This window comes from Micromonospora sp. 067-2 (assembly GCF_046549295.1).
Lineage (GTDB): Bacteria > Actinomycetota > Actinomycetes > Mycobacteriales > Micromonosporaceae > Micromonospora.
Map to the genome: position 1 here is coordinate 12103 of NZ_JAJPWB010000007.1, position 26327 is coordinate 38429.

General features: G+C 73.9%; 26 protein-coding genes. 16 read left to right on the top strand and 10 right to left on the bottom strand.

Going from position 1 to position 26327, the window contains the following annotated elements:
- Positions 1-46 precede the first annotated feature (46 nt).
- Positions 47-1555 carry a flavin-containing monooxygenase gene (locus ACLJN9_RS17755; protein WP_410812513.1) on the bottom strand — a complete coding sequence of 503 codons (1509 nt, stop codon included), beginning with the start codon at positions 1553-1555 and terminating at the stop codon, positions 47-49.
- A gap of 112 nt (positions 1556-1667) precedes the next feature.
- Here ACLJN9_RS17755 and ACLJN9_RS17760 point away from each other — a divergent pair, with 112 nt between their 5' ends.
- A complete protein-coding gene (locus ACLJN9_RS17760) occupies positions 1668-2333 on the top strand; it encodes a TetR/AcrR family transcriptional regulator (RefSeq protein WP_410812514.1) in 666 nt (221 codons plus the stop codon).
- Position 2334: 1 nt separating this feature from the next.
- Here the strand turns inward: ACLJN9_RS17760 and ACLJN9_RS17765 are convergent, their stop codons facing one another.
- Together ACLJN9_RS17765 and ACLJN9_RS17770 are read right to left on the bottom strand one after the other, a co-directional pair.
- Positions 2335-2790 (bottom strand): hypothetical protein, encoded by a 456-nt coding sequence (locus tag ACLJN9_RS17765; RefSeq protein WP_410812515.1) that lies wholly within the window; start codon positions 2788-2790, stop codon positions 2335-2337.
- On the bottom strand, positions 2790-3269 hold the full coding sequence (locus ACLJN9_RS17770) for a hypothetical protein (RefSeq protein WP_410812516.1): 480 nt from the start codon (positions 3267-3269) through the stop codon (positions 2790-2792). Before ACLJN9_RS17770 ends, ACLJN9_RS17765 begins: the two co-directional genes overlap by 1 nt.
- A gap of 44 nt (positions 3270-3313) precedes the next feature.
- Between ACLJN9_RS17770 and ACLJN9_RS17775 the strand changes: the two genes are divergently transcribed.
- From ACLJN9_RS17775 to ACLJN9_RS17805, 7 genes are all read left to right on the top strand, one after another.
- Positions 3314-4306: a helix-turn-helix transcriptional regulator gene (locus tag ACLJN9_RS17775; protein ID WP_410812517.1), complete on the top strand. Its 993-nt coding sequence runs from the start codon at positions 3314-3316 to the stop codon at positions 4304-4306.
- 91 nt (positions 4307-4397) lie between these two features.
- The gene (locus ACLJN9_RS17780) at positions 4398-5030 is read left to right on the top strand and encodes an ATP-binding cassette domain-containing protein (RefSeq protein ID WP_410812518.1); all 633 of its coding nucleotides are present in this window, start codon (positions 4398-4400) and stop codon (positions 5028-5030) included.
- Positions 5027-6307, top strand: coding sequence for a hypothetical protein (locus ACLJN9_RS17785; RefSeq protein WP_410812519.1), 1281 nt, complete (start codon positions 5027-5029; stop codon positions 6305-6307). Before ACLJN9_RS17780 ends, ACLJN9_RS17785 begins: the two co-directional genes overlap by 4 nt.
- Positions 6304-8070: a hypothetical protein gene (locus ACLJN9_RS17790; RefSeq protein WP_410812520.1), complete on the top strand. Its 1767-nt coding sequence runs from the start codon at positions 6304-6306 to the stop codon at positions 8068-8070. Before ACLJN9_RS17785 ends, ACLJN9_RS17790 begins: the two co-directional genes overlap by 4 nt.
- Positions 8067-10445, top strand: a complete 2379-nt coding sequence (locus ACLJN9_RS17795) for a tetratricopeptide repeat protein (protein ID WP_410812521.1) — start codon at positions 8067-8069, stop codon at positions 10443-10445. Before ACLJN9_RS17790 ends, ACLJN9_RS17795 begins: the two co-directional genes overlap by 4 nt.
- Positions 10446-10511: 66 nt before the next feature.
- Positions 10512-11135 carry an ATP-binding cassette domain-containing protein gene (locus tag ACLJN9_RS17800; RefSeq protein ID WP_410812522.1) on the top strand — a complete coding sequence of 208 codons (624 nt, stop codon included), beginning with the start codon at positions 10512-10514 and terminating at the stop codon, positions 11133-11135.
- Positions 11132-12553, top strand: a complete 1422-nt coding sequence (locus ACLJN9_RS17805) for a DUF6297 family protein (protein ID WP_410812523.1) — start codon at positions 11132-11134, stop codon at positions 12551-12553. The genes ACLJN9_RS17800 and ACLJN9_RS17805 overlap by 4 nt, the downstream gene beginning before the upstream one ends.
- Here ACLJN9_RS17805 and ACLJN9_RS17810 read toward each other — a convergent pair.
- Positions 12497-13639: a Glu/Leu/Phe/Val dehydrogenase dimerization domain-containing protein gene (locus ACLJN9_RS17810; protein WP_410812524.1), complete on the bottom strand. Its 1143-nt coding sequence runs from the start codon at positions 13637-13639 to the stop codon at positions 12497-12499. The genes ACLJN9_RS17805 and ACLJN9_RS17810 overlap by 57 nt on opposite strands.
- Positions 13640-13746: 107 nt before the next feature.
- Here ACLJN9_RS17810 and ACLJN9_RS17815 point away from each other — a divergent pair, with 107 nt between their 5' ends.
- Positions 13747-14205: an Lrp/AsnC family transcriptional regulator gene (locus ACLJN9_RS17815; RefSeq protein ID WP_410812525.1), complete on the top strand. Its 459-nt coding sequence runs from the start codon at positions 13747-13749 to the stop codon at positions 14203-14205.
- A 27-nt stretch (positions 14206-14232) separates the two neighbouring features.
- On the opposite strand, the gene ACLJN9_RS17820 is transcribed toward ACLJN9_RS17815, so the two are convergent.
- Positions 14233-15714, bottom strand: a complete 1482-nt coding sequence (locus ACLJN9_RS17820; protein WP_410812526.1) for a PLP-dependent aminotransferase family protein — start codon at positions 15712-15714, stop codon at positions 14233-14235.
- 63 nt (positions 15715-15777) lie between these two features.
- Between ACLJN9_RS17820 and ACLJN9_RS17825 the strand changes: the two genes are divergently transcribed.
- Entirely contained in the window at positions 15778-16389 is a 612-nt protein-coding gene (locus ACLJN9_RS17825) for a LysE family translocator (RefSeq protein ID WP_410812527.1), read from the top strand.
- A gap of 22 nt (positions 16390-16411) precedes the next feature.
- On the opposite strand, the gene ACLJN9_RS17830 is transcribed toward ACLJN9_RS17825, so the two are convergent.
- Together ACLJN9_RS17830 and ACLJN9_RS17835 are read right to left on the bottom strand one after the other, a co-directional pair.
- The gene (locus ACLJN9_RS17830) at positions 16412-17014 is read right to left on the bottom strand and encodes an MBL fold metallo-hydrolase (RefSeq protein WP_410812528.1); all 603 of its coding nucleotides are present in this window, start codon (positions 17012-17014) and stop codon (positions 16412-16414) included.
- Between the two features lie 73 nt (positions 17015-17087).
- Entirely contained in the window at positions 17088-17699 is a 612-nt protein-coding gene (locus ACLJN9_RS17835) for a hypothetical protein (protein WP_410812529.1), read from the bottom strand.
- 186 nt (positions 17700-17885) lie between these two features.
- On the opposite strand from ACLJN9_RS17835, the gene ACLJN9_RS17840 reads away from it, so the two are divergent.
- The 3 genes from ACLJN9_RS17840 (at position 17886) to ACLJN9_RS17850 (ending at position 20323) form a co-directional block, all read left to right on the top strand.
- Positions 17886-18986 carry a DUF5919 domain-containing protein gene (locus tag ACLJN9_RS17840; protein ID WP_410812530.1) on the top strand — a complete coding sequence of 367 codons (1101 nt, stop codon included), beginning with the start codon at positions 17886-17888 and terminating at the stop codon, positions 18984-18986.
- 85 nt (positions 18987-19071) lie between these two features.
- Positions 19072-19968 carry a pentapeptide repeat-containing protein gene (locus ACLJN9_RS17845; protein WP_410812531.1) on the top strand — a complete coding sequence of 299 codons (897 nt, stop codon included), beginning with the start codon at positions 19072-19074 and terminating at the stop codon, positions 19966-19968.
- Between the two features lie 118 nt (positions 19969-20086).
- On the top strand, positions 20087-20323 hold the full coding sequence (locus ACLJN9_RS17850) for a preprotein translocase YidC (RefSeq protein WP_410812532.1): 237 nt from the start codon (positions 20087-20089) through the stop codon (positions 20321-20323).
- 40 nt (positions 20324-20363) lie between these two features.
- On the opposite strand, the gene rnhA is transcribed toward ACLJN9_RS17850, so the two are convergent.
- The 3 genes from rnhA to ACLJN9_RS17865 form a co-directional block, all read right to left on the bottom strand.
- On the bottom strand, positions 20364-20840 hold the full coding sequence (gene rnhA / locus ACLJN9_RS17855; RefSeq protein ID WP_410812533.1) for a ribonuclease HI: 477 nt from the start codon (positions 20838-20840) through the stop codon (positions 20364-20366).
- Positions 20841-20913: 73 nt separating this feature from the next.
- Complete coding sequence (locus tag ACLJN9_RS17860; protein WP_410812534.1) at positions 20914-22197, bottom strand: lycopene cyclase family protein; 1284 nt, start codon at positions 22195-22197, stop codon at positions 20914-20916.
- A gap of 42 nt (positions 22198-22239) precedes the next feature.
- Entirely contained in the window at positions 22240-23511 is a 1272-nt protein-coding gene (locus ACLJN9_RS17865; RefSeq protein WP_410812535.1) for an MFS transporter, read from the bottom strand.
- Between the two features lie 351 nt (positions 23512-23862).
- On the opposite strand from ACLJN9_RS17865, the gene ACLJN9_RS17870 reads away from it, so the two are divergent.
- The 3 genes from ACLJN9_RS17870 to ACLJN9_RS17880 all read left to right on the top strand — a co-directional run bounded on the left by ACLJN9_RS17870 (position 23863) and on the right by ACLJN9_RS17880 (position 26322).
- The gene (locus ACLJN9_RS17870; RefSeq protein ID WP_410812536.1) at positions 23863-24348 is read left to right on the top strand and encodes a hypothetical protein; all 486 of its coding nucleotides are present in this window, start codon (positions 23863-23865) and stop codon (positions 24346-24348) included.
- Positions 24349-24438: 90 nt separating this feature from the next.
- Positions 24439-25050, top strand: a complete 612-nt coding sequence (locus ACLJN9_RS17875; RefSeq protein WP_410812897.1) for a class F sortase — start codon at positions 24439-24441, stop codon at positions 25048-25050.
- A gap of 165 nt (positions 25051-25215) precedes the next feature.
- Positions 25216-26322, top strand: coding sequence for a magnesium and cobalt transport protein CorA (locus ACLJN9_RS17880; RefSeq protein WP_410812537.1), 1107 nt, complete (start codon positions 25216-25218; stop codon positions 26320-26322).
- The last annotated feature ends 5 nt before the right edge of the window (positions 26323-26327 follow it).

Sequence of the window (26327 nt, forward strand, 5' to 3'; positions counted from 1 at the left end):
CTGGCGGCCCCGGCGGCGGGCCGGGACGGATCGGGGATCGCGACGGTCAGGACACCCGGGTGCCGGTGGGCTCGGCCGGCTCGCCCGGGTCGGTGAGGACCGGAGCGCGGGAGAACCGCACTCCCTCGTCGGTCAGCCGGCCGTGCCGCATCAGCAGCACGTCGCGGGCGTAGTTCTGGTACAGCCGCCACGGCCTGACCGCGCCCTGCTTGGGCAGCGCGTCGAGGCTGCGAAGCACGTACCCGGAGCGCAGGTCGATGATCGGCACCAGTTCGCCGTCGGGCGGCGGGAGCGGGGTGACGACCTGCTGGCCGGTGCGGTCCAGGTGACGCAGCAGCCGGCAGACGTAGCCGGCGACCAGGTCGGCCTTGAGCGTCCACGAGGCGTTGGTGTAGCCGATGGTCAGTGCGAAGTTCGGTACGCCGGAGAGCATCATGCCCTTGTAGGCGACCGTGCTGGCCAGGTCGACCTCGGCGCCGTCCACCACGAGCGTCAGGCCGCCGAGGGCGAGCAGGTTGAGACCGGTGGCGGTGACCACGATGTCGGCGGGCACCTCGTCGCCGGAGGTCAGTCGGACGCCGTGTTCGGTGAAGGTGTCGATGGTGTCGGTGACCACCGAGGCCCTGCCCTGCTGCACGGCGGTGAAGAGGTCGCCGTCGGGCACCACGCAGAGCCGCTGGTCCCACGGGTCGTAGCGGGGCGAGAAGTGCCGGTCGATGTCGTACCCGATCGGCAGCCGGCCCTTCGCGGCCCGGCGCAGCAGCCGCTTCACCAGGCGGGGCGCACGCCGGCTGAGCTGGAAGTTGGCGGTCGACAGCAGCACGTTCTTCCAGCGGACCACCGGATACGCGGCCTTCGCGGGCAGCCAGCGCCGCAGCGCGTCGGCCAGCACGTCCCTCGACGGCAACGCCATGACGTACGTGGGTGAGCGCTGGAGCATGGTCACGTGGGCGGCCCGCTCGGCCATGGCCGGAACGAGGGTGACCGCCGTGGCGCCGCTGCCGATCACCACCACCGTCCTGCCGCTGTGGTCGAGGTCGTCGGGCCAGTGCTGCGGGTGCACCAACCGCCCGCCGTACGCGTCGACGCCGGGCAGCGGCGGCGTGTAGCCCTCGTCGTAGCGGTAGTAGCCGGAGCAGGCGAAGAGGAACGAGCAGGTCAGCACTGCGGTCTCGGCGGTGTCGACGTGCTGGGCGTACACCGTCCACCGGGCGGTCACGCTGTCCCACTCGGCGCGTACCGCCCGGTGGGCGAAGCGGATGTGCCGCGGCACGTCGTACTCCTGGGCGGTCTCCCGGACGTACTCCCGGATGGCCGCGCCGTCGGCGATGGCCTTGGGGTTGGTCCACGGCTTGAAGGAGTAGCCGAGGGTGAACATGTCCGAGTCGGACCGGACGCCGGGGTAGCGGAACAGGTCCCAGGTGCCGCCGATGGCGTCGCGCGCCTCGAGCACGGCGTAGGACTTGTCGGGGCAGTCCCGGCTGAGGTGGCAGGCGGCGCCGATGCCGGACAGGCCGGCGCCGATGATGAGCACGTCGACGTGGTCGGAGGTCATCGCGTTCCTCCATCCGAGGCAGTGGACGGACCCTATCCACTCGTGTCGACAGCCGTCAACACCCTGTCGAGTTCCGTCGACAGGGTGTTGAGTTCGGGTAGCATCAGCGGCCATGACGACCGCCCGCACCGGCGCCGGCAGGGCGACACCGCGCGGCCGGCGCGCCGCCCGCTCCACCGGCGACGACCGCGAGACGGCGATCCTCGCCACCGCCGAGCGTCTGCTGGAGCAGCGGGCGTTCGCGGACATCTCGATCGACGACCTGGCCCGGGGCGCCGGCATCTCCCGGCCGACGTTCTACTTCTACTTTCCGTCCAAGGACGCGGTGCTGCTGACCCTGCTGGACCGGGTCACCGAGGAGGCCGACGCGGTCGCCGGCGACGTGCTGGTCCGGCTCGCCGAGGACCCCCGTGCCCGCTGGCGCGAGCTCATCCACCGGTTCCACGAGACGTTCGGCGCGCACCGCGCGCTGGTGCTCGCGTGCGCCCAGGTCCGTGGCACCAACGCCGAGGTACGCCGGCTCTGGGCGGCGGTGCTGGAACGCTGGGTGCAGGCCATCGAGGCGGCCATCGAGGCGGAACGACGACGCGGCGCGGCCCCGGACGGGATTTCCGCCCGGGACCTCGCCATCGCGCTCAACTCGATGAACGAGCGCGTCTGGTACGCCACCTTCGCCGGCGACGGACCGGCGGTCGCCGAGTCGGACGTGGTGGACGTGCTGCTCGACCTCTGGCTGGCCGGCATCTACCGCGACACGACTCCCCCAGCGTCGACCTGAGCTATTCCACCCGGGTCGAGGTCATGATCCAGTTGGTCTCCCAGGTGCGCTCACCGTCGACGGAGAACGCCTGCTCCCAGCGTGCCGTGCTGGCGGTGATCTCCGACCAGATGAACCGGCAGCGGACCGGACGACCCTCGTGCTGGTCGTCGGCGTAGAAACGGCCGACGCCGTCGACGAAGCGACCCACCATCGGCGGCTGCTCCAACTCGCCACGACCGCTGTTCATCCAGTAGATCGACCACTCCTTCCGGGCCGGGTCGAAGATCCTTATCGTGGCGCCGGAGAAGTCCTTGCTCGGAAAGGTGATCTCGTCGAAGTTGCCGCCCCCGCCGAAGAAGCTGTGCGCGACCGAAACCCCCGGAAACTCCTCCCACTCGTCGCTGCCGACCAGCCGCTCACGCAGCCGCCGGTTGACCACGTTCCAGGTGCCCACATAGAAGTCGAAGTCGCCCATCAGCGGCCCACCGGCCCTTCCGCTCGGGTGTCGTCCAGGTATCCGGTCAGGTCGGGCTCATCCGGCACGAGCAGGTGCCGCACCCAGGCGGCCCGCTCGTGCTCCAGCACCGCCAACTCCCACACGCAGCCCACCTCGCGCCGACGCAACTCGACGAAGTGGGTCGGGTCGTCGTCCGGGCAGTCCAACGCCGGCTGCCCGGCCACCGCGATGTGCACCTGCAGCGCGTTGTCCCACACCCAGGTGTAGGCCAGCAGATAGGCGCCGGTGTCCGCGCCCCGGTGCAGCACCACCCACCCGGCGGCCGGGGTGCCGTCGCGCACCGCTCCGGCGAGCAGCGCGGGCAGTACCTCGTACGCGGCCTTCTCCACCTCCGACTCGATGGGTCGCTCCGGCTGGTCGATGTGGTAACGCTTGAGCTGCCAACCGTCCACCGTGACCGGTCCCGGCGTCCGTAGATCCTTGTCGCGAAATGCCATGCCGGGACGGTAGGACCATTCCCCTGACAGCTAGTGTCAGTGAAGTGCGAGCGAGCCGACTTCTTTCCGTCCTGCTGCTGCTCCAGTCGCACGGCCGGCTGACCGCCGCGCAGCTCGCCGAGCGGCTGGCCGTCTCGCCGCGCACGATCTACCGGGACGTGGAGTCGCTGCACGCCGCCGGCATCCCGCTCTACGGGGAGGCCGGGCACGCCGGCGGCTACCACCTCGTCGACGGCTGGCGGACCCGGCTGACCGGGCTGACCGCCGAGGAGGCCGACCGGCTCTTCCTGGCCGGGCTGCCCGGGCCGGCCGACGAGCTGGGCTACGGCGACGTGGTTGCCGCGCTGCAACTCAAGCTGCACGCCGCGCTGCCGGCGCCGCTGCGTGACCGCGCCACCCAGCTCCAGCAACGCTTCCACCTGGACACACCCGGCTGGTACGCCGACGGCGACGCCTCCCCAGAGCTGGCGCGTACGGCCGAGGCGGTCTGGCGGCAGCACCGTGTCGAGGTGCGCTACCGGAGCTGGAGTGGCGAGGTGGTCCGGGTGCTGGAGCCGTACGGTCTGGTGCTCAAGGGCGGCCGGTGGTATGTGGTGGCCGACCGGCCCGGCCGGGGCGCGCCGGCGACCTACCGGGTCAACCAGATCCTCGCGCTGACCCCCCTCGCCCAGGAGTTCGACCGACCGGCCGACTTCGACCTGGCGGCCTGGTGGCGGGCGCACGTGGTGCAGTTCCGTGCCCGCCTGCACCGCGACGAGGCCACCGTGCGGCTCTCCCCGACCGGCCGGGCGCGGCTGCGGGAGATCGGCAGCGATCCGGTGGTGGCCGCCGTGGACGCCAGCGCCGGGCCCCCCGACGCGCGGGGCTGGGTGATCGCGGTGCTGCCGATCGAGTCGACCACCCACGCCCACGGTGAGCTGCTGCGCCTCGGCGCCGACGTGGAGGTGCTGACCCCGGCCACGCTGCGCGAACAGCTGGCCGCAACGGCGGCCGGGCTGGTCGCCCTCTACGCCCCCGTCGACCAGCCGGGCCGGTGAGGACCACGACACATCCACTGTGGAGAATGGCAGGGGCATCGACTGTCGGCCTGGTGTGCCACCCTGGGACGGTCACCAGCGGTCACCGGAGGTGAGGGTCACGCTACGGCTACGCGCACTGGTCGCCGTTCCCGGCACCGGGCCGGTGACCCTCGACGTCCCGGCCGGCACGACGGCTGCCCTGGTGGCGTCGCCCCGGTTCGGCACAGCCGTGGCCCGGGTGCTGGCCGGCCTCGCCGCCCCGGTCACCGGGCGGGTCATGGTCGGCGATCGGGACGTCACCGCACTGCCGCCACCGCGCCGGCAGATCGGCTACGTGCCAGCCGGTGGCGCGCTGCTGCCGCAGCTCACCGTGCGACGCAACATCGAGTACGGCCAACGCAAACGCGAACGGGTGCACGAGGTGGCCGACGACTGGACGGCGACCGTGGTGGACCGGCTGGAGTTGGCGCCGACGCTGGCTCTGCTGCCGCACCTGCTCTCCGACGCCCAGCGGTTCCGGGTGGCCCTGGCCCGGGCAGCGGTGTGCCTGCCCGAGGTGCTCGTCGTCGACCTGCCCGCCGGCCCGGCCGGCGGCAGCCGCCTCGGCGACCTGCTGCCTCGACTGTCCCCAGCGGACGCGCCGGGGGTCGCGGTGCTGGTCTGCACCGCCGATCCGGCGACCCTGACCGAGATCCCGCTGCACCATGAACTGGTCACCGAGCCCGACGGGGTGGGCCGGTGACGCCGGCTGGCCGAGTTACCCGGCGTACGTTGCTGCGCGCCGCCACGGCCGGCGCCGCGGCGACCGCGGCCGGCTGCGCCGGCGGCACCCGGTCGGTGCAGGTGGCGGTCGTCTGGAGCGGGCGGGAGCTGGACCGGTTCCGCGAGGTCGTGGCCGGCTACTCCGCCCCGGTGAACGTGGTCAGCGCCGGCAACGACATCGACGCGTTCCTGCGTGCCCGGCACCTCGCCGGCACCAGCCCGGACGTGGCGATCCTGCCGCGCCCCGGCCTGGTCACCGAGTACGCCCAGCGGGGGTGGTTGAGCCCGGTGCGCCCGTCGAGCGAGTACGCGGTGCCCACCGCGCTGAGCGACCTGCTGATGACGCGGGGGCGGCGCTACGGCGTCTGGGTGAAGGCGGCGCACAAGTCACTGATCTGGCGCCTGCCGTCGGTGCTTCCAGAGCCTCCCGGCAGCTGGGACGAGCTGGTCACACTGACCCGCCGCCTCGGGGCGCTCGCCCGGCGCGGTTCCGACCCGGCGCCGCTGGCCATCGGGGCGGCGGACGGCTGGGTCCTCACCGACTGGTTCGAGAACGTGCTGGCCGACCTGGCACCCGACGCCTACGACGCCCTCGCCGGGCCGGACGCCGACTGGCGCGGCCGGCCGGTGCGCGACACGCTGGACCGGCTCGCCGAGCTGTGGAGCATCGACGGCGCCTTCCCCGGCGGCGGTCGCCGCGCCCTGCTCACCCAGTACGAGGAGTCGGTAATCCAGGTGGTGCGGTCCCGGCGGGCGGTGATGGTCTTCGAGGCCGACTTCACCGACGAGGTGGTCGGCGCGTTCCGGCGCGGCCCGGAGGAGCCGGTCACCTTCCGGTTCCCGAGCGGCCGACCGGGCGCGCGCGGCCCACTGATCGTCGGCGGAGACGCGGCGGTGGCGTTCGTCGGCGCCCGGGGCGGGGCGGAGCTGGTCGAGTGGCTCACCAAAGCCGACTCGTTCCAGCCGTGGCTGCGCGCCGGCGGCTACCTGTCACCCAACACCACGGTCCCGCTGGACGGCTACGTCGATCCGGTCCGCCGTCGGCTCGCCGACGAGATGCGCGCCCCCGGCACCCTGCGCTTCGACCTCTCCGACCAGCTGCCCGGGCCGTTCACCGGTTCCGACGGGCTGGGCATCTGGCGGATCATGCAGGACTTCTTCGCCGACGTGACCGACGGCGTACCCGCCGCCGAGTCGGTTCGCCGGGCCACCGGGCAACTCGCCTCGGCGGCGCGCAGCGCGGGGGGCGGCCGATGAGCCAGGTCCGGGTGCTCGGCGAGCTGGCGGTGCTCGACGACGTGGGTCCACCCCGGCGCGGCCGGGCCTACCCGGCGGCCGGAGCGACCTCCGCGCTGCTGCTGCCCGCCCTCGTGCTGCTCGGCGGCCTGGTGGTGTGGCCGGTGCTGCGCACCCTGCACGCCAGCGTCACCACCAACGGTCACTGGGTCGGGGTGGCGCACTTCCGCACCGCGCTCGCCGCGCCGGGCACCGGCGCGGTGGTCGGCCGCACGGTGCTCTGGGCGGTGCTGGTGCCGGCGGTGGTGACGGCGCTGGGCTATCTGCTCGCCGCCGCTTCCCGCCGCTCACAGGAGGGCGGCCTGGTCCGCCTGATCCTGCTGGTGCCGGTGGCGTTGCCGCTGGTCGTCACCGGGGTGACCTTCCGCCTGATGTACGACCCCGACCCCTCCCGGGGTCTGGCCACGCTGCTCGCGGCGCGACTGACCGGCCGGTCTCCCGAGGACGCCCCGCAACTGCTCGGGCCGGGCCTGGTCACGGTGGCGCTGATGTCGGCGTTCGTCTGGGCCTGGGTGGGGCTGGCCGTGCTGGTCTTCCGGGCCGCGCTGGACGCGGTCCCGCCGAGCCTGGCCGACGCCGTACGCGCCTACGGTGGCGGTCGACGCCACGTGCTGTGGGACGCGCAGTGGCGACCGCTGCTGCTGCGTACCGTCGCGGTGGTCTTCGCGCTGGTGGCGGTCGGGACCAGCCGCACGTTCGACCTGATCCTGGTGATGACCCCCGGCTCGGTCCGTGGCGAGGCCGCGGTGCTCGCACTGCGGGTCTGGCAGACCTCGGGCGGCACCACCACCGGCGAGGGCGCCGCACTCGGTGTGGTGTGGTTGGTGGCGGTCGTCGGCGGGATGCTGGTGGCGGCGCTGTTCGTCCGGCAGGCCTGGCCACCGCCACGTGCCGAGACACCACCGGACCCCGGCCGGGTGGCCCCGCCCCGGCGGGTGTTCCGGCTGCTCGCGGCGGGCGCCGCGGTGGCCTGGCTGGTGCCGCTGGCGGTGCTGGTCGCCACCTCGATGCACGGGCGGGTGGACGCCGCCGCGCGGGGCTGGTGGTCGGCGCCGCCGGGCGTCGACTCCTACCGGACGCTGGTCACCGGCACCGGGTTGTGGCGGACGTTGGCCTTCACGCTGCTGCTGGCCACCGTGGTGACCGCCACGGTGCTGGTGGTCGCCCTGCTGGCCGCGTACCCGCTGGCCTGGTTGACCGGGCCGGCCGCGCAGGCCACCGGGTTGCTGCTCCTGGCCGCCAGCGTGGTGCCGGTCCAGGTCATCGCCGGGCCGGTCAACGAGGTGCTGGGCCTGGTCCTCTCCTCCGGCACCGCCCGCGGGCTGGCCCTGGTGCACGTGGCGCTGGGCGTGCCGTTCGCGGTGCTGGTGCTGCGCAACGCGTTCGCCGACCTGCCGGCCGAGCAGGTGCGCGGTGCCCGGTTGGGCGGCCGGCGCTGGTGGGGCACCCTGCGCCGGTTGGCCCGGCACAACCTGCCCGCGGTGGTGGCGGTCTCCGTGCTGGAGTTCGTCCAGGTCTGGAACGACCTGGTGGTGGGCCTGCTGTTCAGCGGGCCGGAGGCGGCGCCGCTGGGGCTGTTCCTGGCCGGGCAGACCCGGAGCTTCGTGAGCAACAGCGGTCTGCTGGCCGCCAGCTCGGTGCTCGCCTCGGTGCTGCCGGTGGTGCTGGTGGTTCTCGCCCGGCGGCAGCTCGTCACCGGGCTGGTCTCCGGAGGCGTCCGGTGACCAGCCCGACCGGCACCGGCCGGGGGCCACGCTGGCCGGTGGTCATCGCGGTTGGCACGATCGTCAGCGGAGTGCTCGGCAACCTGGTGAGCAATCTGCTCTCCGAACTGGCGGCCAGCGTGCTCGGGCCGGCCAGCATCGTGCTGCTGGTCGGCGGCGTGGTCGGTTCGGTGCTGCTCGAGATGCGCCGACGCCGGATCGATCGCGAGGTGAGCCCGGAGCCCACCGAGGTCGTCGCCGTGCCGGCTACCGGCGCGCCGACGCTGCCGTACCCGGCCGGCTTCACCGGCCGCGACGAGCACGTCCAGGCGGTGCTCGGGCTGCTCACCCGGGACCACGCGGTGGCCGTGCTGGGTCGGCGGGCGGTGGGGACCTCCGCCTGCGCGGTGCAGGCGGCGAACCTGTGCCGGGAGGACTTCCCCGACGGGCAGTATTACCTCGACCTGCGCCGCGGCGGCCGGCCCCGGTCCGCCCGGCAGGTGCTCGCCGCGCTCGCGGGGGTCCTGGGCACCGCGCCGCCGACCTCGAGCCGGCCGGACGCCCTCGCGGTCGCCGCCGACGCGCTGCGCCGCCAACTCGACGGCCGCAAGATCCTCCTGGTGCTGGACAACGTCGACCGTCCCGAGCAGGTCCGGCCGCTGCTTCCGCCCACCGCACGCACGTGTCGGCTGCTGTTCGCCGGCGGCCCGGCGCTCAGCGGCCTGGAGGGCGTGGTCGCGCACTGGATCGCCGAGCCGGGCCCGGCCGAGGCGGTGGAGCTGTTCGCCGCCGCCGGAGGGGCCGCACCAGCCGCCCGGGTCCGCCGCGCCGACCCGAGGACCGACCCGGCGGTACGCGAGATCGTCGAGCTGTGCGGGCAGCAGCCGCGCACGGTCCGGGCTCTCGGCTACCGCACCGCCCAGCACGGCTGGCGGCACGCCGATGTGCTGGACGCGCTGCGCCGCGCCGTGCAGACACCGCCGCACCAGCGGGTCGCCATCTCGCCGGCGGCCCGGCTGGTCACCGAACGGGACACCGCGTACCGGGCGTTGACCCGCGGGGCCCGCCGCCTGTACCGGCTGATGTCGCTGGCCCCCGCCCCGGTGGACCGCCCGGCCATCGCCGCGCTCGCCGGTCGGCACGCGGAGCGGGTGACCACGCTGCTCGATCAGTTGGCCGCGGCGGCGTTCGTGGTCGGCGCTCCCGGAGACCGGTACGAGATCCGCCCGCTGCTCGCCGGCAACGCCCGGCTGCACCTGCGCGACGCCGACCCGGCCCGGGCCCGGGTCGCCGCCCAGGCCCGGCTGACCCGGCACCTGGCCCGGCGGGCCGAGCGGCACGCCGCCAACCTGGCCGTGCTCGGCTCCCCACCGGACCGGGAGTGGTCACTGGCGCTGGACGACGATCCGTACGGCTGGTTCGACCTGCACCAGGAGCTGCTGCTGGCGGTGGTGCGGGTGCCGGCCGGCGCGGCCGAGACGCTGCCCCGCCGGGTGCGCCGGTGGTGGTTCCGGTTGGCCGTGGCGCTGTGCGGGTGGCTGGCGCACGTCGAGCGGTTGGAGGAGTGGGAGCAGGTGTGCCGGACGGTGCTCAACACCCCGACCGCCGACGACCGACCGGAGATCGCCGGATGGGCGCACAACGAGCTGGGGGTGCTGCGCCGGCGCCGACGCGACCCACAGGGTGCCGCCGCCGCGCTCACCCTCGCGGTGGCCGAGCGTGGCCGGCGGGGCACCGCCCAGGCCCGGATGAACCTCGGCCTGGCACTGCTCGACCTGGGCCAGCTCGACGACGCGGTGGAGCACCTGGAGCTGTCCCGCCGGCACCGTTCGGGGGCGGACCGGTCCGGCCTGGCGCTCACCGACCTGGGTCTCGGCGCGGCGCAGCTGGCCCGGGGGGAGCTGGACACCGCCCACCACCACCTCGTGCGGGCGGCGAACACGTTCCGGTCGGTGGGGGACGCGCGCGGCTATGCGGCGGCGTTGACCAACCTGGTGCTGGTGCACGCCGCCCTCGGCGAGCACCTGGACGCCGCGCAGGCGTGGCGGGCCGCGCTGCGCGAGTACGAGTCGGTCAGGGACCCGACCAGCCGGTCGGCGGCGCTGCTCAACGCCGGGGCGACGCTGCTCACCGCCGCGCCGGGGCAGGCGCGGGCGGCGTACGAGCTGCTGGCCGAGGGTCGGCGGCTGCGCGAGGACAGCCAGCCCACGGCGGGGCTGGCGCGGACCCTGCTGTACCTGGGTGACGCCGCCGCCGAGCTGGGCGACCGGGTCGAGGCGCGGCAGCACTGGGCGGACGCGGCGGCGGTGGCCGAGGAGGTCGACGACGCCCGGGGGCTGGCCGCCGCCGACAGTCGGCTGGAGGAGGGCACCGACCCGGCGGCACCTGGCCCATGATCGGCGGGGGCGCCGACGTGATGTGGGTCGCTCACGTTGGCCGCTTGAACGGGTCTGGGAGAGTGTGTGATCGTGGACGCGCTCTCGGTGCGGGGACTCAGCCGCAACTTCGGTGACCTGGTCGTGCTCGACGATGTGAGCTTCACGCTCCGGGCGGGGCGGATCGCGGTGGTGCTGGGCCCCAACGGCAGTGGCAAGACCACGCTGCTGCGCTGCGTGGTCGGCGCCGACCGGCCGGACGCGGGCGAGGTGCTGGTGCTCGGTCGCCGGGCCGACGAGACCGATCCCGAGGTACGGGCACTGGTGGCGGCCGCCCTGGACGACATCGACTTCTTTCCCGACCTGTCCGTGGTCGAGCACCTGGAACTGGTCGCGTACGCCCACGGAGGCGACGCCGACCCGGTCGACGAGGTCGTCGCCGAGCTGGGCCTGGAACCAGCCCGCGACCAACTGCCGGTGACGCTGTCCAGTGGGCAACGTCGCCGACTGGCCCTGGCGTCCTGTTTCGTGCGGCCGCGTCGGGTGCTGATCCTCGACGAGCCGGAGCAGCGGCTGGACGTACGCGGCCGGCAGTGGCTGGCCGACCGGCTACGCCGGGAGCGGGAGGCGGGCACCGCCGTACTGCTGGCCTCGCACGACCCCGAGCTGATCGACGCGGTGGTCGACGAGCGGATCGAGATCGGCCGGTGACGGCCCCGCCGGCCACGGTCGCCGACACGCCGATCGGGGTGCCCACGGCCCGTCAGCTGCGCTCGCACCTGCGCCAGGCCCGTCGGCGGCACCACGACCACTCCCTCGGCGACGTGCTGGGCGACGCGTACGTCATGGTGCTCTTCGTGGGCATGTACGGCTGGTTCGCGATCAGCGCCAGCCGCGACATGCTGAATTCGCCCACCGTCGGCCGCGCCGATCCGGGGGTGCGGTGGTGGCTGGCGGTCGCCGCGCTGCTGGCCGGAGCGGGCCTCGCCTGGCGCGGCCTGCGCGCGCTCGGCCCGTTGCTGGTGACTCCGGCAACGCAGAGCTGGGTGACCAGCGCTCCGGTCGACCGGCGGGCCTGGCTGGCGCCGCGCCTCGTCCTCCTGGTGACCGGCGCGACGGCCGGCACCGCGCTGATCGGGGTGGCCGTGGCGGCGCTCGGCGGCGTCGCCGACCTGGCTGACCTGGGCTGGGCGGCGGCGGCCGGCGCGGGGTGGGGTGCGACCGGGTTGGCGTCCAGCGTCGTCGCCCAGGGCAGCCGGCCCGGCCGGCGCTGGCCGACCCTGGCCGGGGTGGTGCCGGTGCTGGCGGCCGCGGCCGTCACGGCCCTGGTGGTGCTCGTCGGGCGCCTGGGCGACGGGCTGTCCCGGCCGACGGCGTCGCCGGCCGCCGCGCTGGCCGCCGTGGGGGTGCCCCTCGCGGTCGTCGCCACCGTCCTGGCGGTACGCGCGCTGCCCCGCGTGGACCGGGCCACGCTGACCACCGGCGCGCAGTTCGCCAACGCCGCCGCCACGGCCACCATCCTGCTCGACCCGAGCCTGCTCGCCAGCCTGGTGGAGAGCCGGCGCTGGCGTCAGATCGGTCGGGTGCGCAGCCGCCGGTTCCTGCCCGGCCCCGGCTGGTGGGCCTTCCTCCAGGCCGACGTGCGCCGGCTCCGCCGCCATCCCAGCGCCCTGCTGATCTGGACGGCTCTGATCCTCGTCCAGTACGCCGCCGCGCTCGCCCTGCCCGGGTTGGCCGGTGCCGCGCAGGTGGTGTTCGGCTACCTGGCCGCCGACCGGCTCACCGGCGGCCTGCGGTCGGTCAGCCGGTCACCCGGGTTGCGTCGTGCTCTCGGTGGCAGTGACGCCGCGCTGCGCGGGATCCACGTCGTCGTGCCGGCGGTCGGCGCGGGGCTGTGGTGGCTGCTGACGCTGCCGACGGTCGACGGTGGGCCGCCCTGGTTGGGGCCGGCGCTGGCGCTCGGAGTGGTGGCCGCCGCCTGGCGGGCGGCCACCCGACCGCCGATCGACTACGGCGGGGCGACGGTCAACACCCCGTTCGGGATGATCCCGGTGGACCTGCTGCGCCAGGGCTCACGCGGGCCGGCGCTGCTGGCCGTGCTGGTCCTGGTCCGCCTGTTCGTGGCCTGACCAGGACCCCTCGGCCAACCTCACGTCGGTGCCGTGCCGGATCCGTTGCCCGGCCAGGTGCCGGGCCGCGGCGGCCGGGGTGGCGGTCGCGGCGCTGGCGGCGCGCAGGATGCCGGTGAGGGTCTCGGCGATGCCGCGTACCCGGGTGGTGGCTTGTGTCGATGTCTCGTGGTGCAGTTCGACGGCGGTGGCGTGGATGATGCCACCGGCACTGACGACGATGTCGGGTGCCCAGAGGATGCCCCGCTCGTGCAGCAGGTCGGCGGTGCCGGGGGTGCCGAGTTGGTTGTTGGCTGGCCCGGCGATCGCGGCGCAGCGCAGGGTCGGCACCGACTGCGGGGTGAGCACGCCGCCCAGGGCAGCGGGGATCAGGACGTCCACGTCGGCGGTCAGGCAGTCCGGCGGGCTGGTCCAGGTGGCACCGTACTGGTCGGCGAGCGCCCGCCTGTCCTCGTCGATGTCGCTGACCACCAGCTTGGCGCCGGTGTCGGCGAGCATGCGGACCACGTGACCGCCGACGCGGCCCAGCCCGAGGACGGCGAAGCTGCGCCGGGACAGGTCGGCCGAGCCGAACCGCTCCGAACACACCGAACGCAGGGCAGCCAGGACGCCCACGGCGGTGTGCTGCGACGAGTCACCGCTGCCGCCGGCCGGGACCGGTCGGCAGAACGCGTGCGGGGTGCGCTCGGCGATCGTGGTCATGTCGTCCGGGCCGGTGCCCACGTCGGGCCCGGTGGCGTAGGTGCCGTTCAACGCGGCGATCACGTCGCCCACGTCGTGCAGCAGACGCTGGCGGGCGGCAGCGTCGAGACGGCGGCCGGGCGGCAGCGGGACGACGGTCTTGCCGCCGCCGTTGGGCAGCCCGGCCAGCGCGCACTTGTCGGACATCGCAGCGGACAGCCGCAGCGCGTCGGTGAGGCCGTCGCGCCAGTCCGGGTAGTGGGCCAGCCGGCAGCCGCCGATGGCCTGGCCCAGCGCGGTGGAGTGCACCGCGACGATGATCGGCAGCCCGGACCGAATGCCCTGTTGCATGACGACACGTTCGTGGATCGACTCGCTGGCGCTGTCGGTGGCGGCTGGGAACATGGCGGCTCCTGTCATCTGGTCATTTGATCGGCTCGACAGTAGTCAGACGGAGGGCGTCGACCGGCCCCTACCGAACGACGTTCGAGAGAGATGCCATGATTCCGATCGTGGATGAACTTGATTCGGCGATCATCGGGCACCTGCAGACACATGCCCGGCAGACCAACCGCGAGCTGGCCCGAGCGGTCGGTATCGCGCCGTCGACCTGCCTGGAACGCGTCCGCGCGCTGCGGGATCGCGGCGTGATCACCGGCTACCACGCCGAGATCAGCCTCGCCGCGCTCAACCGCGGTGTGCAGGCATTACTGCACGTGCAGGTCCGGCCGCTCAGCCGCACCGTGATCGAGGGCTTCAAGGCGTACGCGATGGCCTTGCCCGAGGTGCTGTCGGTGTTCGTCGTGGCCGGCGGCGACGACTTTCTCGTCCACGTCGCGGTGCCCAACGTGGACAGCCTGCACGCGTTCCTCATGGACAAGTTCAGCGGGCGCCGCGAGATCGCCGGGTTCCGCAGCTCCGTGATCTACCAGCACGCCCGCAAAGCGGTCATCGAGCCCCTCGACCCGTAACAGGATCGTCTTTCGGTTTTCAGCAGTTCAACGCGCCGACAGACAGCTGGCGATCGTCGCGACGCCCTCGTCGATCTCGGTTGCCGTCCGCGCGGCGTAGCCGAGCACCAGGCCGGGGCGGTACGGCCGCTGGCAGTGCCAGGACAGCGGTTGCACCTTCACCCCGCGGGCCAGTGCCGCCGCCGCCAGCTCCCCGTCGATCAGCTCGCCGTCCAGCGTGATCATCAGGTGCAGCCCGGCCGCCGCGCCGTGCACCGTGGCGTCCGGCAGGTGCCGGGTGAGCGCGCTGATCATCGCGTCCCGGCGCTGGATGTGCCGGCGACGCAGCAGCCGCAGCTGCCGCTCCAACGCGCCGGAGGTCATCAGCTCGGCCAGCACCAGCTGGGGCAGCACCGCGTTGCCCAGGTCGGCGTTGCGCTTGGCGGCAACCACCGCCTCGCGGTGTCGGGCGGGCACGAGCAGCCATCCGATCCGCAGCGCCGGGGCGAGCAGTTTCGAGACGCTGCCGGCGTAGCAGACCTGCTCCGGCAGCAGCCCGCGCAGCGCCGGCACCGGGGGCCGGTCGTAGCGGTGCTCGGCGTCGTAGTCGTCCTCGATGATCAGACCCCCGGCCCGCGCCCAGTCGACGAGCTGGCGGCGGCGGTCACCGTCGAGCACCACGCCGGTCGGGAACTGGTGCGCGGGGGTGAGCATCACCGCGCGCACCCCGCTGGCGGTCAACTCGTCGACCCGCAGCCCGGCGTCGTCCACGGTGATCGGCGGGGTGTCCACCCGCCAGTTGTTCAGGTGCTGCCGCACGCCGAGCGAGCCCGGGTCCTCCACGGCGATCCGGTGGATGCCGGCCGCGCCGAGTGCCTGGGCGAGCAGCCCGAGCGCCTGGGACACCCCGGTCACGATGATCACCTCGCCGGGGTCGACCGCGATGCCACGGCTGCGGGCCAGCCACGCGGCGACGGCCCGTCGTAGCGCGGGCGTTCCGCACGGATCGCCGTAGCCGAAGTCGGACGCGGCGAGGTGACGCAGCACGGTCCGTTCGGCGCGCAGCCAGTCCGCGCGGGGAAAGGCGGTCAGATCCGGTACGCCGGGTGTCAGGTCGATGTCCGCGCTCGCTGCGCGTACCGCGTCGAAGATGTCGCTGCCCGGGGCCGGCGGAAAGAGCGCGGCCGGCGCCAACGCGGCGGTCGGGGCGGGTGCCGGGGTGGCCGGTGCGGGCGGGGCGGCGACGACCACCGTCCCGGCCCGGCCCCTGCCGGTGACGTGCCCCTCCTCGGTCAGCCGCTGGTACGCCTCGGTGACCACGCCCCGGGAGACACCGAGATCGGCGGCGAGCAACCGGGTGGCGGGCAGGCGGTCGCCGACCGGCACCCGACCGTCGGCGATGGCCTGTCGCAGCCGGGCGGCCAGCCAGTCGGCGCGCCCGCCGGGCGGGGCGTCGGCGATGGTCAGGTGCAGAAAGTCCGACCCGGCCGCTATGGACCTATCGGTTGCCGCTGTTTTGGCCCTGCTCATCGGACCATCGTGCCAGCAGAGTGGAGATCACGTCAGCCCCGCCACGCCACATGGAGGACGTCCGTGACGATTCCGTTCCTGCTCACCACACTGATCGTGGTGATCACCCCGGGCACCGGGGTCATCTTCACCCTCTCCGCCGGCCTGTCCCGGGGCGCCCGAGCCGGCGTCCTGGCCGCGTTCGCCTGCACGCTGGGAACGGTGCCGCACCTGCTGACGGCGCTGACCGGTCTCGCCGCGCTGTTGCAGGCGAGCGCGGTGCTCTTCGACGTGGTCACGTACCTCGGCGTCGGGTACCTGCTCTATCTGGGTTGGTCGACCGCGCGGGACCGCAGCGGCTTCGCGGCCAGCACCACCGCCGCACCCCGACCCGCGGCCCGGGTGATCATCGACGGCATCCTGGTGAACCTGCTCAACCCGAAGCCGATGCTGTTCTTCGTCGCGTTCCTGCCACAGTTCGTGGACACCACCGCGCCGGGCGCGACCCGGTCGATGCTCGCCTGCGGCGCGGTGTTCATGGTGCTCACCTTCGTGGTGTTCAGCGGCTACGGCATCTTCGCGGCCCGGGTGCGCGGGTGGGTGCTGTCCCGGCCGCGGGTCACCGACTGGCTGCGCCGATCCGTCGCCGGCACGTTCGTCGCGCTCGGCGTGACGCTCGCCCTCGCCGGACGATGAAGGCGTGCCACGGCCGGCCCGGTCAGACCGTGTCGCCCGGCACGAGGTGGCGGTAGCCGGGGATCGTCTCGGTGAACCAACCGGCGACGCTGTCCAGGCCCCGCTCGTTGAGCTGCCCGTCGTGGATCGGATACGACCGGGCGGCGCCCACCCCGCGGGCGAACCGGATGGCCTCGTCGAGGCGTAGCCAGGACCCCTGCGCCGGCACCAGCAGCGTGTGCACCGGCTCGTCCGGCACGTGCAGGGCGTCGCCCGGGTGGTAGATGCCGTTCCCGATCAGGTAACCGAGGTTCGCGCAGTCGGGCTGGCCCTCGTGGATGGCTGCGTGCCGACCGCCGTACGCGGTGACCGGAATGCCGGCTGCGGTGAAGCGCTGACCGGCGTGGACCCGGGTCACCGGCAGCGGCGCGAGGTCGGGCAGCCGAGCGCCCTCGGGGGCGTACACCGGGGTGCCGAGACCGGCCAGTCGCAGCACGTCGACGTGGTCGGCGTGCTCGTGGGTGACCAGTACGGCGTCCGCGCCGACCAGGGCGCGCGGCTCGCTCCACGTGCCCGGGTCGACGACGAGCACCCCGCCGTCGTGCTCGATGCGCACACAGGAGTGGGTGAATCGGGTGATCCGCATCCGGCGACGGTATGCCCGCGAGCGCGCCGCCGGTGCCCCCGCCGCGCACCCGTGGCGGTCGATCTGGGCACCGTCAGCTCGGGCGCCCGGATGACGACTCCCGGACGATGTAGACGAACTGCACGCCGAACACGACGAGCGCGAGCACCACGCCGCCCGGAACGGCCAGCCCGTGCCCCGCCCCGGCCGAGCGGGCCAGCAGGGCGGCGCCGAGACCGACCAGCAGCGCGTTGACCGCGCCCACCAGCGCGGCGGTGGTCAGCAGGAACTCCCAGCGCCCGGGCCGGCTTCCGGCCTGGGTCCAGGCCGTACGCATGCTGCCCTCGGCGATCACCGCGTCGGCGAAGAAGTCGTGCTCGGCGGCGAACCGGTGGTGGTAGAAGGCGCGGATGCGTTGGATCCGCCACAGGTCGATCGAGTTCTCCACGGTCGTCTCGACCAGGCGCAGGAAGGTCAGCGCCCCGATGACCACCAGGGTCGGCAGCACCGCACCCAGGTAGGGCCGGACGAGTTTGTCGTTGCTGGCCACGAAGCCGAGCCCGATCAGGGCGGCCGAGAGCACGGACAGGAAGATCGTCGCCCGGCCGGTGGCCTCGGCGATCGTACCGGCCCGGGCGGTCTGCAACGCGTAGTGCTCGGTCGTCAGGGCGGTGAGCAGCGCCTGCTCGCGTTCGCCGTCGTCCATCCCGCCTGACCCTCCGCAGTCGCGCGACCCCGTTACCGTCACACTACGAGCGTCGAACGCGGTCCGATCGCCGAACCCCGCTGGTCGGGAACGGGACAGCGGGGCAGCAAAGCGGGCACGTATCCTCCGCATTCCGGTGTCAGCGGGCGGTGACGGGGGCCTGGCCGACGACGGAGAGGGGACCGGATGCCCGAGTGGGCTGGTCGGGGCGGCCGGCAGCGACGCGCCTTCGTCGTCGGTGGAACGCTGCTCGCGGTCGCCGTCGTGATGCTGCTGGCCGCCTGGCGCAGCACCGGCTTCCTCAGCGACCTCCTGCTCAACCTCGGCGCCAGCGTGGTGCTCGCGGCCATCTCGTACGTCATCTTCGACCCGCTGTTCGAGGAGGCCCGCAAGGCGCGGGTGCAGGAGCACCTGAGCTTCGACCAACAGGCGTTCGTGGCGCGTCTGCACCGCGCCGGCCGCCGGGTGCGGATCCTGGACACCTGGACGATCCTGCTGGAGCAGCGGCACCGCGACGAGACCCTGGCGGCCGTACGGGCGGCGCTGGCCAACGGCGCCCAGGTGCAGGTGCTCCTGCTCGATCCGGACTGCGCCGCCGCGCAGCAGCGTTCCGAGGAGTTGGAACGTCAGCGGGTGGATGTGCCGCGGCAGATCCGCACCAACCTGCGCCACCTGACCGCCTTTCAGGAAGCCCTCGACCCGCGCCTGCGGCACCGTTTCCAGGTCCAGCTCTACGACGCCTCCCCGTCGATCCAGCTCTATCAGTGGGATGGGCGGGCGTTGATCTCGTTCTTCCCGATCGGGAAGTTGTCGTTCAACGTGCCCCAGCTCGAGGTGGACATGGACAGCCCGTGGGGTGGGTTCGTGCACGCCCGGTTCGAGGAGCTGTGGGAGCACGGTCAGGCCACCCTGAACCTGGACCGGTACTGGTCGGTCACGGTCACGCTGCTGCACGACGACTCCGACGTGGTCGAGGTGCAGGTGCCCTACGTGACGGTCGACGGGCACCACTACATCGACTGCCGTGCGTTCCGGCTGGCCCGGCCGCTGAGCGTGCGAGCCGGCCTGCCGCCCCGGGCGGTTGCGGCGGCGACGGCGGTGTTCGCGCTCGCCGAACCGGCCGACGGGGACCGCACGCCGCCCGCCGGCGTGATCCGGCACTTCGACCAGAAGTACGGGCGGGGCGACGGGGAACGGGCGTTGCGTCGACTGGTGCCGCAGCCGCCGGGCCACTCCCGTACCCCCGCACCCCGCCCTGCGGCGGCCGGCGACCCGCACGCGGGGTGACCCCCCGAGCCGTCCGGTCGGGTCGTCGCGCGGGACAATGGTGCTCACGGCGCTGTGCCGTGCCGACCGCCTGGAGGGCAGTCCCGTGTCGCTCAGCCCCGCAGCACCGCTCGGGCCGGCGCAGCTGCGCGCCGACTGCGGGCGCTGCTTCGGGCTGTGCTGCGTGGTGCCCGCCTTCGCCGCGTCGGCGGACTTCGCCGTCGACAAGCCGGCCGGGCAGGCCTGCACGAACCTGGGCCCGGACCACCGCTGCGGCATCCACACCCAGCTGCGGGAGCGGGGGTTCCCCGGCTGCACGGTCTTCGACTGTTTCGGCGCCGGCCAGCAGGTCGCCCAGGTGACCTTCGGCGGACGGGACTGGCGGGACGCACCGGACACGCTCCCCGCGATGGCCGCGGCGTTCGTCGTCCTGCGTCCACTGCACGAGTTGCTCTGGTACGTCACCGAGGCGTTGGCCCTGGACCCACCCGCCGAGCTGCGTGTCGCGCTGGAGCGTGCCCGCGCCGACACGGCGGCGCTGACCGGCGGCGACCCGGCGTGGCTGCGCACCGTGGACGTGTCGGCGCACCGCGACCGGGTCAACCCGCTGCTGTCACGGGCCGGGGACGTGGCCCGCTCCCGAGGCGGCGGCGTCGGCTCGGACCGCCGCGGCGCCCACCTGCTCGGGGCCGACCTGCGCGGGGTGGACCTGCGCCGGGCAAACCTGCGCGGGGCGGTGCTGATCGGCGCCGACCTGCGCGGGGTCGACCTGGGGCTGGCCGACGTCACCGGCGCGGATCTGCGCGGCGCCGACCTGCGCGGCGCGGACGTCAGCGCCACTCTCTTCCTGCACCAGGCGCAGCTGGACGCCGCCCGTGGTGACGCGCGCACCGGGCTGCCGGCGACGCTCACCCGCCCGACGCACTGGACGGCGCTGTCGCTCACCCCGGTCCGCCGGCGACCGGGCCTCCCCTCCCCTGCCCGTCGGGGCCGGCGTCGCTGAACGACCCTCCCGGTGGTGGCCGAGCGCCGCGACGGTCGCCACGGCCGGGCGAGGTTTCGTCCGGGACGACGCCGGGTAGCCACTGCCGAGAAGAGACGGCACCGACGGGGGGCACGGCGTGGGCTTCCGAAAACGCGACGGTGAGCTGCCGGGCGACCCGCAGCACAGCGAGGACGAGGCCGGCCAGGCCCGGTTGGTGCAGGTCGAGGCGGACACTCCGGTCCCGGCGCCGGACGACACCGACGTGCCACCGGACATCGTGACCGAGGACGACAACTCGGGCGTCGCCGGCGGAAGCTCCGGCAGCAGTGGCGGCGGATCGAACCTGCCCGGACATCCGGACGCGACCCGCTGACACGGACCCAGCGCGGTTTCACCGGCCGGCCAGCGCAGGTTCAGCGGCTGGCCAGCGCGGCCGCCCGCGCCTCGGTCATGCCCCTGTTGGCCAGCCCGTCGGCCCGCTCGTTCTCCGGGTGGCCGTTGTGCCCCTTGACCCACAGCCAGGTGACCTCGTGCCGCTCGCAGGCCGTCTCCAGTCGATGCCACAGGTCGGCGTTCTTCACCGGCTGCTTCGCGGCGGTCAGCCAACCGTTGCGCTTCCAGGACGCCAGCCAGCTGGTGATGCCGTTGCGCACGTAGGTGCTGTCGGTGTGCAGCTCCACGACGACCGGCCGGTTCAGACTCTCCAGCGCCTGGATGGCCGCCATCAGCTCCATCCGGTTGTTGGTGGTCGGAGTGGCCTCGCCGCCGCACAGCTCCCGCTCGTGGTCGCCGTAGCGCAGCAGGGCGCCCCAGCCGCCCGGCCCGGGGTTGCCGCTGCACGCCCCGTCGGTCCAGATCTGCACGCCCCTGCCGGCTGCCGCGTCCACCATGCCCGGCAACCTACCGGGCGTCGACGCCGTGGCCCGCGCTCGGGGGCCACCGCGCCGGCTGCGAAACACCGGCTCAACCGGGCAGGGTGCCGCCGTCCGGCGCGGCACCGGGGGGCGTGGGGCCGACCACCGCCGCCGGAATGGTCGGCGCGGGGCGGGTCGGACCCAACCGCGCCCGGACCCGGTGTGCCGCGTCGCCGGCGGTTGCGGCGATCATCGGCAGCAGCCTGGTCGAGTTCATCACCGCGACCTCCTCGGCCGGGCTGGTGACGCCGTCGAGGAAGCGCAGCACCCGCTCAGCCGGGTTGCGGTCGAAGAGCCGATCGAAGAACTCGCGGCCGCCGACCCCACCCCGGTCGAGCGCGCGCAGCGCGACCGCGTCCATCCAGCGGTGCCGACGCGGGTACGCGGGCAGCGGCACCGGCGGCCGGCCGGCGGCGAGCGCGCGGGCCACCTGGTCGGCCTGGCGGTACATGGCGGAGAAGGTGAACCCGGTCGACGGGCGCGTCGCGCCGCCGGCCGTGCCGAGGCGGACCACCCGGGCGGAGGGCCGGGCCGGGAACGGCGCGTCGGTCATCGGGATCACCCCGTTCTCCACCTCGCGGATCCGCAGCCCGGTCGGATCCAGCCCGAGCAGGTCACGGTAGCCGGCCAGTGCCGTGTCGTACCCGGCGTCGGTGAGCAGGCCCGGCGAGAACTCGGTGTACTCGACAAGGGCGTAGCGGTCACTCACCGGCAGCACGTACCCGAAGGAGACGCCCCGGGCAGGTTGCGGGGTGCGGAAGTCCATCAGCACGGCCCGCGCCGGGTCGAAGACGGGTTGGTCGGCTTCGAGCCACCAGCCGCGGAAGTGCTGCAACCAGGTGGTCCGCCCGGGGCGGGCCGGTGGGCGGGGGCGGGAGTCCAGCACCCAGTCGGCGCGCACGACCGGGCCTGCACCGGTGCGCACCACCACCCGCGTGCCGTCGTCGGTCACCGATTCGGCGGGCGCGACGATCCGGGTGGCGCCGAGCCGACGCTCCGCCTCGGCGGCCCGGTCGTAGACCGGGCCGGAGCGGAGCATGGCGTACCGCAGCGGGGCCAGATCCAGCACCCGACGCCGCGTCGGCGTGGCCACCTCGACCTGCTGCCAGCTCGCGCTGAGCAGCGGGTCCAGGTCGCTGTCCGGGTGGCCCCAGAACGCCCAGGTGCGATCCTGGCCACGGCGGCGTACCGGATCGACGACCGCGATCCGCAGGTCGCGGACGCCGTGCCGGTCCAGGGCGGCGAGCAGCAGCGATGCGGCGCCGCCGCCACCGAGCAGCGCGAGGTCGACGTCCAGCGGCGCGGATTCGGTCACCGCACCACGCTGCCACACCACCCGCCCGGGTCGCGCGCCGCCACCGGTACGGCGTGGCGCTCAGGCCACCGGGGCGGATTGCTGCTCGGCGGGCGGCGGATCGGCGTAGGCGCGGGCCACCGCCGTTCGGTCGAAGACCCGCCAGGTGGCGGCGGAGACACCGATCGCCACCACCAGTCCGACCCAGTACGGCGCGGTGATGCCGAACCGGGTGGCGAGCAGCCCGCCGAGCAGGGCGCCCACGCAGTTGCCGCCCGCCGCGACGAAGAGGGTGGTGCTGGCCACCCGGCCCTGCAACGCCGGCGGCGTGAGCCGTTGGCGCAGCGAGTTCGCCACGATGTTCCACAGGGCGCTGTGCACACCGAAGGCGAAGAGCGCGGCGCCCACCACGATCGTGCTGCGGGAGCCGGCCAGCGCCAGGTGCAGCCCCGCCTCGATCAGCAGGCCGATCCGGATCGTCCAGGTGGCGCCGATCCAGGCGATCAGCCGGTCGCCGAGGAGCGCGCCGAGCACCCCGCCGGTGGCCATGCAGGTGAACAGCAGCCCGTAGCCCACCGAGCCGAGCCCCAGTCGCTCGTCGGCGAGCAGCACCAGGACCGCGAGCGCGGCGGTCAGGGTCACGTTGAGCAGACCGATCAGCACGGCCATCGTCCGGAGCAACCGCTGGTGGGCCAGCCAGCGCAGCCCTTCGCCGATCTCCCTGCGCATCGAGCGGGTCCGGTCTGCGTTCGCATCGGTCGCGGTGGCCCGGAAGCCGCCTCCGACGAGTGCCACCAGCACCGCGCTGAGGGCGTACGTGACGGCGTTGACGAGGAACGGGCTACCCGCCGAGAGGGCGAACAGGAAACCACCCAACGGCCCGGCGAGCATGCCGTTCATGAGGGTGGTGCCGCCGCCGAGCCAGCCGTTCGCCCGTTCCAGGCGTTGTCGGGGCACCACGGTCGGAAGCATGGCCTGGCTGGCGGCGCGGAACACGATCTCACCGGTGTTGACGACGAACAGCACCGCGTACAGCAGCGCCACCCCGGCCGTCCCGGTCATGATCGCCGTGGCCAGCACGGCCAGCGCCACCACGCGCACCAGGTCGATGAGGATCATCAGGCGGCGCCGGTCCATCCGGTCGACCAGCACGCCGCCCGGCAGGGCGAAGAGCAACCAGGGCAGCCAGGCCACCGCGGACGCCGCGGCCACGACGAGCGGATCGTCGGTACGCGAGGCGACGAAGAGCGGCGCGGCGACGGTGGCCAGGCCGCTGCCCAGGGCGGAGAGGGTGCTGGCCGCCCACAGCCGGGCGAACTGTGGTCCCATCGGTGTCCCGGCGTCTCGCGTCACGGCCAGCGAACCTACCAGCGCCCGCCCCAGACCCGCCCCCGGTTTATCCGGGTCCTCGGCCGGGTCGCGCGGGTCATTCCCGCCGGTACCGTCGATACCTCGCCATCCGCCCAGCCGCGCTGTCGACGGCGGAGGAACATCGATCGGGTCACCCCGTGCCGGTCGGCTCGTCCGGGCATTTGCGCAGCTCCCCCCGCCTTCGGGTGGACACGTGACGGCAACGAGGATTTCTCATTTTCACCTGATCGAGGACCCAACACACCTAGTGTTGGGCACACCGGTGCTAGTCGGAGTTGGCCACCCGAACGACGTCCCACGCAGTCAGCGGACGAAATGTGAGGGAAGACGCGTATGAAGGTCTCAACAGCACTCTGTTCGGCGGCGCTCGGCGTGGGCCTCGGCACGCTCCTGCTGCCGGGCGCCGCACTGGCCGACACCACGGTGTCACCGGCCACCACCCCGGTCGGTGGGACCGTCGTGCTCACCGCGACGACCTGCAACCCGAAGTCGGGTGACGCCCTCTTCCGCGTCACCGGCCCCAACCGCGACCAGAACGTCCGCTCCACCACGGCCGCCGCCGGCGGCGGGCTGAGCGCCGAACTCTTCACCGCCGGGTTCACCCTGGGCACGTATACGGTGGCCGCCACCTGCGGCGACGGCAGCTCGGCCGGCAGCGCCACGTTCACCGTCACCCCGATCGGCGGCGCCCCCGCCGGCTCCGGCGGCGACAGCCGCGACAACGGCACTCTCGCCGCCGGAGGCACCCTGCTCGGCACCGCCGTCGCCGGGGCGGTCGTCCTGATCCGCCGACGCCGTCCGGTGTCCGCCGTCGCCTGACCTGGCGACCCGCTCCATCCCTGAGGACGGGTGCCCGCGCCGACGAACACCGGCGCGGGCACCCCGACGAGCCCGTACGGAGGTGCGCACGTGTGGTGGCGGCGGACCCTACCGGTCGTGGTCGCCCTGCTCGGGGTGACCGGGCTGGGGCTCATCACCGTCGGCCTCACCGCCGACCCGGCACGTCCACCTCGGCCGCCGACGCTCGCGCCGACGCGCACCCACCCCGCACCGGACCTGTCCCCCCTGCCACGCGCCGCGCCGGTCCGGATCCGGATCCCGGCCATCGGCGTACGCGCCGAGGTCGTCGGAGTCGGCGCGGACGCCGCCGGGGTGCTGGAGGTGCCGCCACTGGATCGGCCCACCGTCGCCGGCTGGTACCGGCACGGGGTCAGCCCCGGCGAGATCGGCAACGCCGTCCTGGTTGGACACGTCGACTCCCCGGCCGGCCCGGCGGTCTTCTTCGACCTCGGTCGACTGCGCGCCGGCCAGGAGATCCAGATCACCCGCGCCGACACCCGGGTCACGACGTTCACCGTCGACGACGTTCGCGCGTACCCCAAGGAGCGTTTTCCCAGCGGACTCGTCTACGGCCCGGCGGATGCCGCCGGGCTGCGCCTGATCACCTGCGGTGGGCGGTTCGACGCCGCGAGCGGCAACTACGTGGACAACGTCGTCGTGTTCGCCACCCGCACGGCCTGAGACCACCCGCACGGCCTGACACCACCCGCACGGCCTGACACCACCCGCGGCCTGACACCACCGACCCGGGTGTCGGGAGCCGGACTTCGCTCGGCAGAATGCGGTGGCACCATCGCCCCCGGGCACCGCGATCGCGGCGGTGCGCTGGCGGCGGGGAGGCACGCGATGGATCAGAGAGCGGTACGCGACCGGGCCAGCCGTGGCGTACGCGCCCTGGCCCGTCGACTTCTCGGCCGCGTCGAGGGCGGCCTCCCCGCGCCCCGCAGGTCCAACCCGGACGCCGTGGTCGACTGCGCCGTCTACGTCAACGGCCGGCGCGAGCCCGGCCGCCCGCACTACGCCGACGCGTACGCGCGCGCCCGGCACGGCCGCGACGCCTTCGTCTGGCTGGGTCTGCACGAACCCGGCCCGGCGGTGCTCGCCGCGGTGGGACGGACCTTCGGCCTCGACGAACTGACCGTCGAGCAGGCGCTCGCCGACGGGCACCGGCCCACGGTGCAACGACACGGAACGGTCACCCTGCTGGTGCTACGCACCGCCGGGTACGTGGAGCACGCCGAGCTGACCGACACCTCCGAGGTGATCGACACCGGGGACGTGATGGTGCTGCTCGGTGACCGCTTCGCCATCACCGTGCGGCACGGTGCCGCCGGTGCGTTGCGCAGCGTCCGCGCCGACATCGAGAATCGCCCAGCGCTGCTGGCCGCCGGACCGTGGGCGGTGGCCTACGCGGTGTGCGCCCGGATGGTCGACTCCTACCTGGAGGTGGCCGGGCACGTGGAGCGGGACCTGGAACGGGTCGAGGAGTCGGTGTTCGCCCGCGAGCGATCCGCCAACATCCAGCACATCTACCAGCTCAAGCGGGAGGTGGTGGAGTTCAAGCGGGCGGTGCTGCCCTTGCAGACGCCGATGCGTACGCTGCTCGACCCGGGCACCGACGGGCCACCGCGCGCCCTGCACCGCTGGTTCGTCGACGTGGACGGGCGGCTGAGTCGGGCGGTCGACCGGGTGGCCGCCTACGACGACCTGCTCACCTCGATCGTGCAGTCCCGGCTGGCGCAGCTCGCCGTCGAGCAGAACAACGACATGCGCAAGATCGCCGCGTGGGCGGCCATCGCGGCCACCCAGACCGCCATCGCCGGCATCTACGGCATGAACTTCTCGCACATGCCGGAGCTGACCTGGCGTTACGGCTACGCCGGCGCACTCACCCTGATGGCGGCGGCCGCCCTCGCCCTGCACCGCCTGTTCCGCCGCTCCGGCTGGCTCTGAAACCC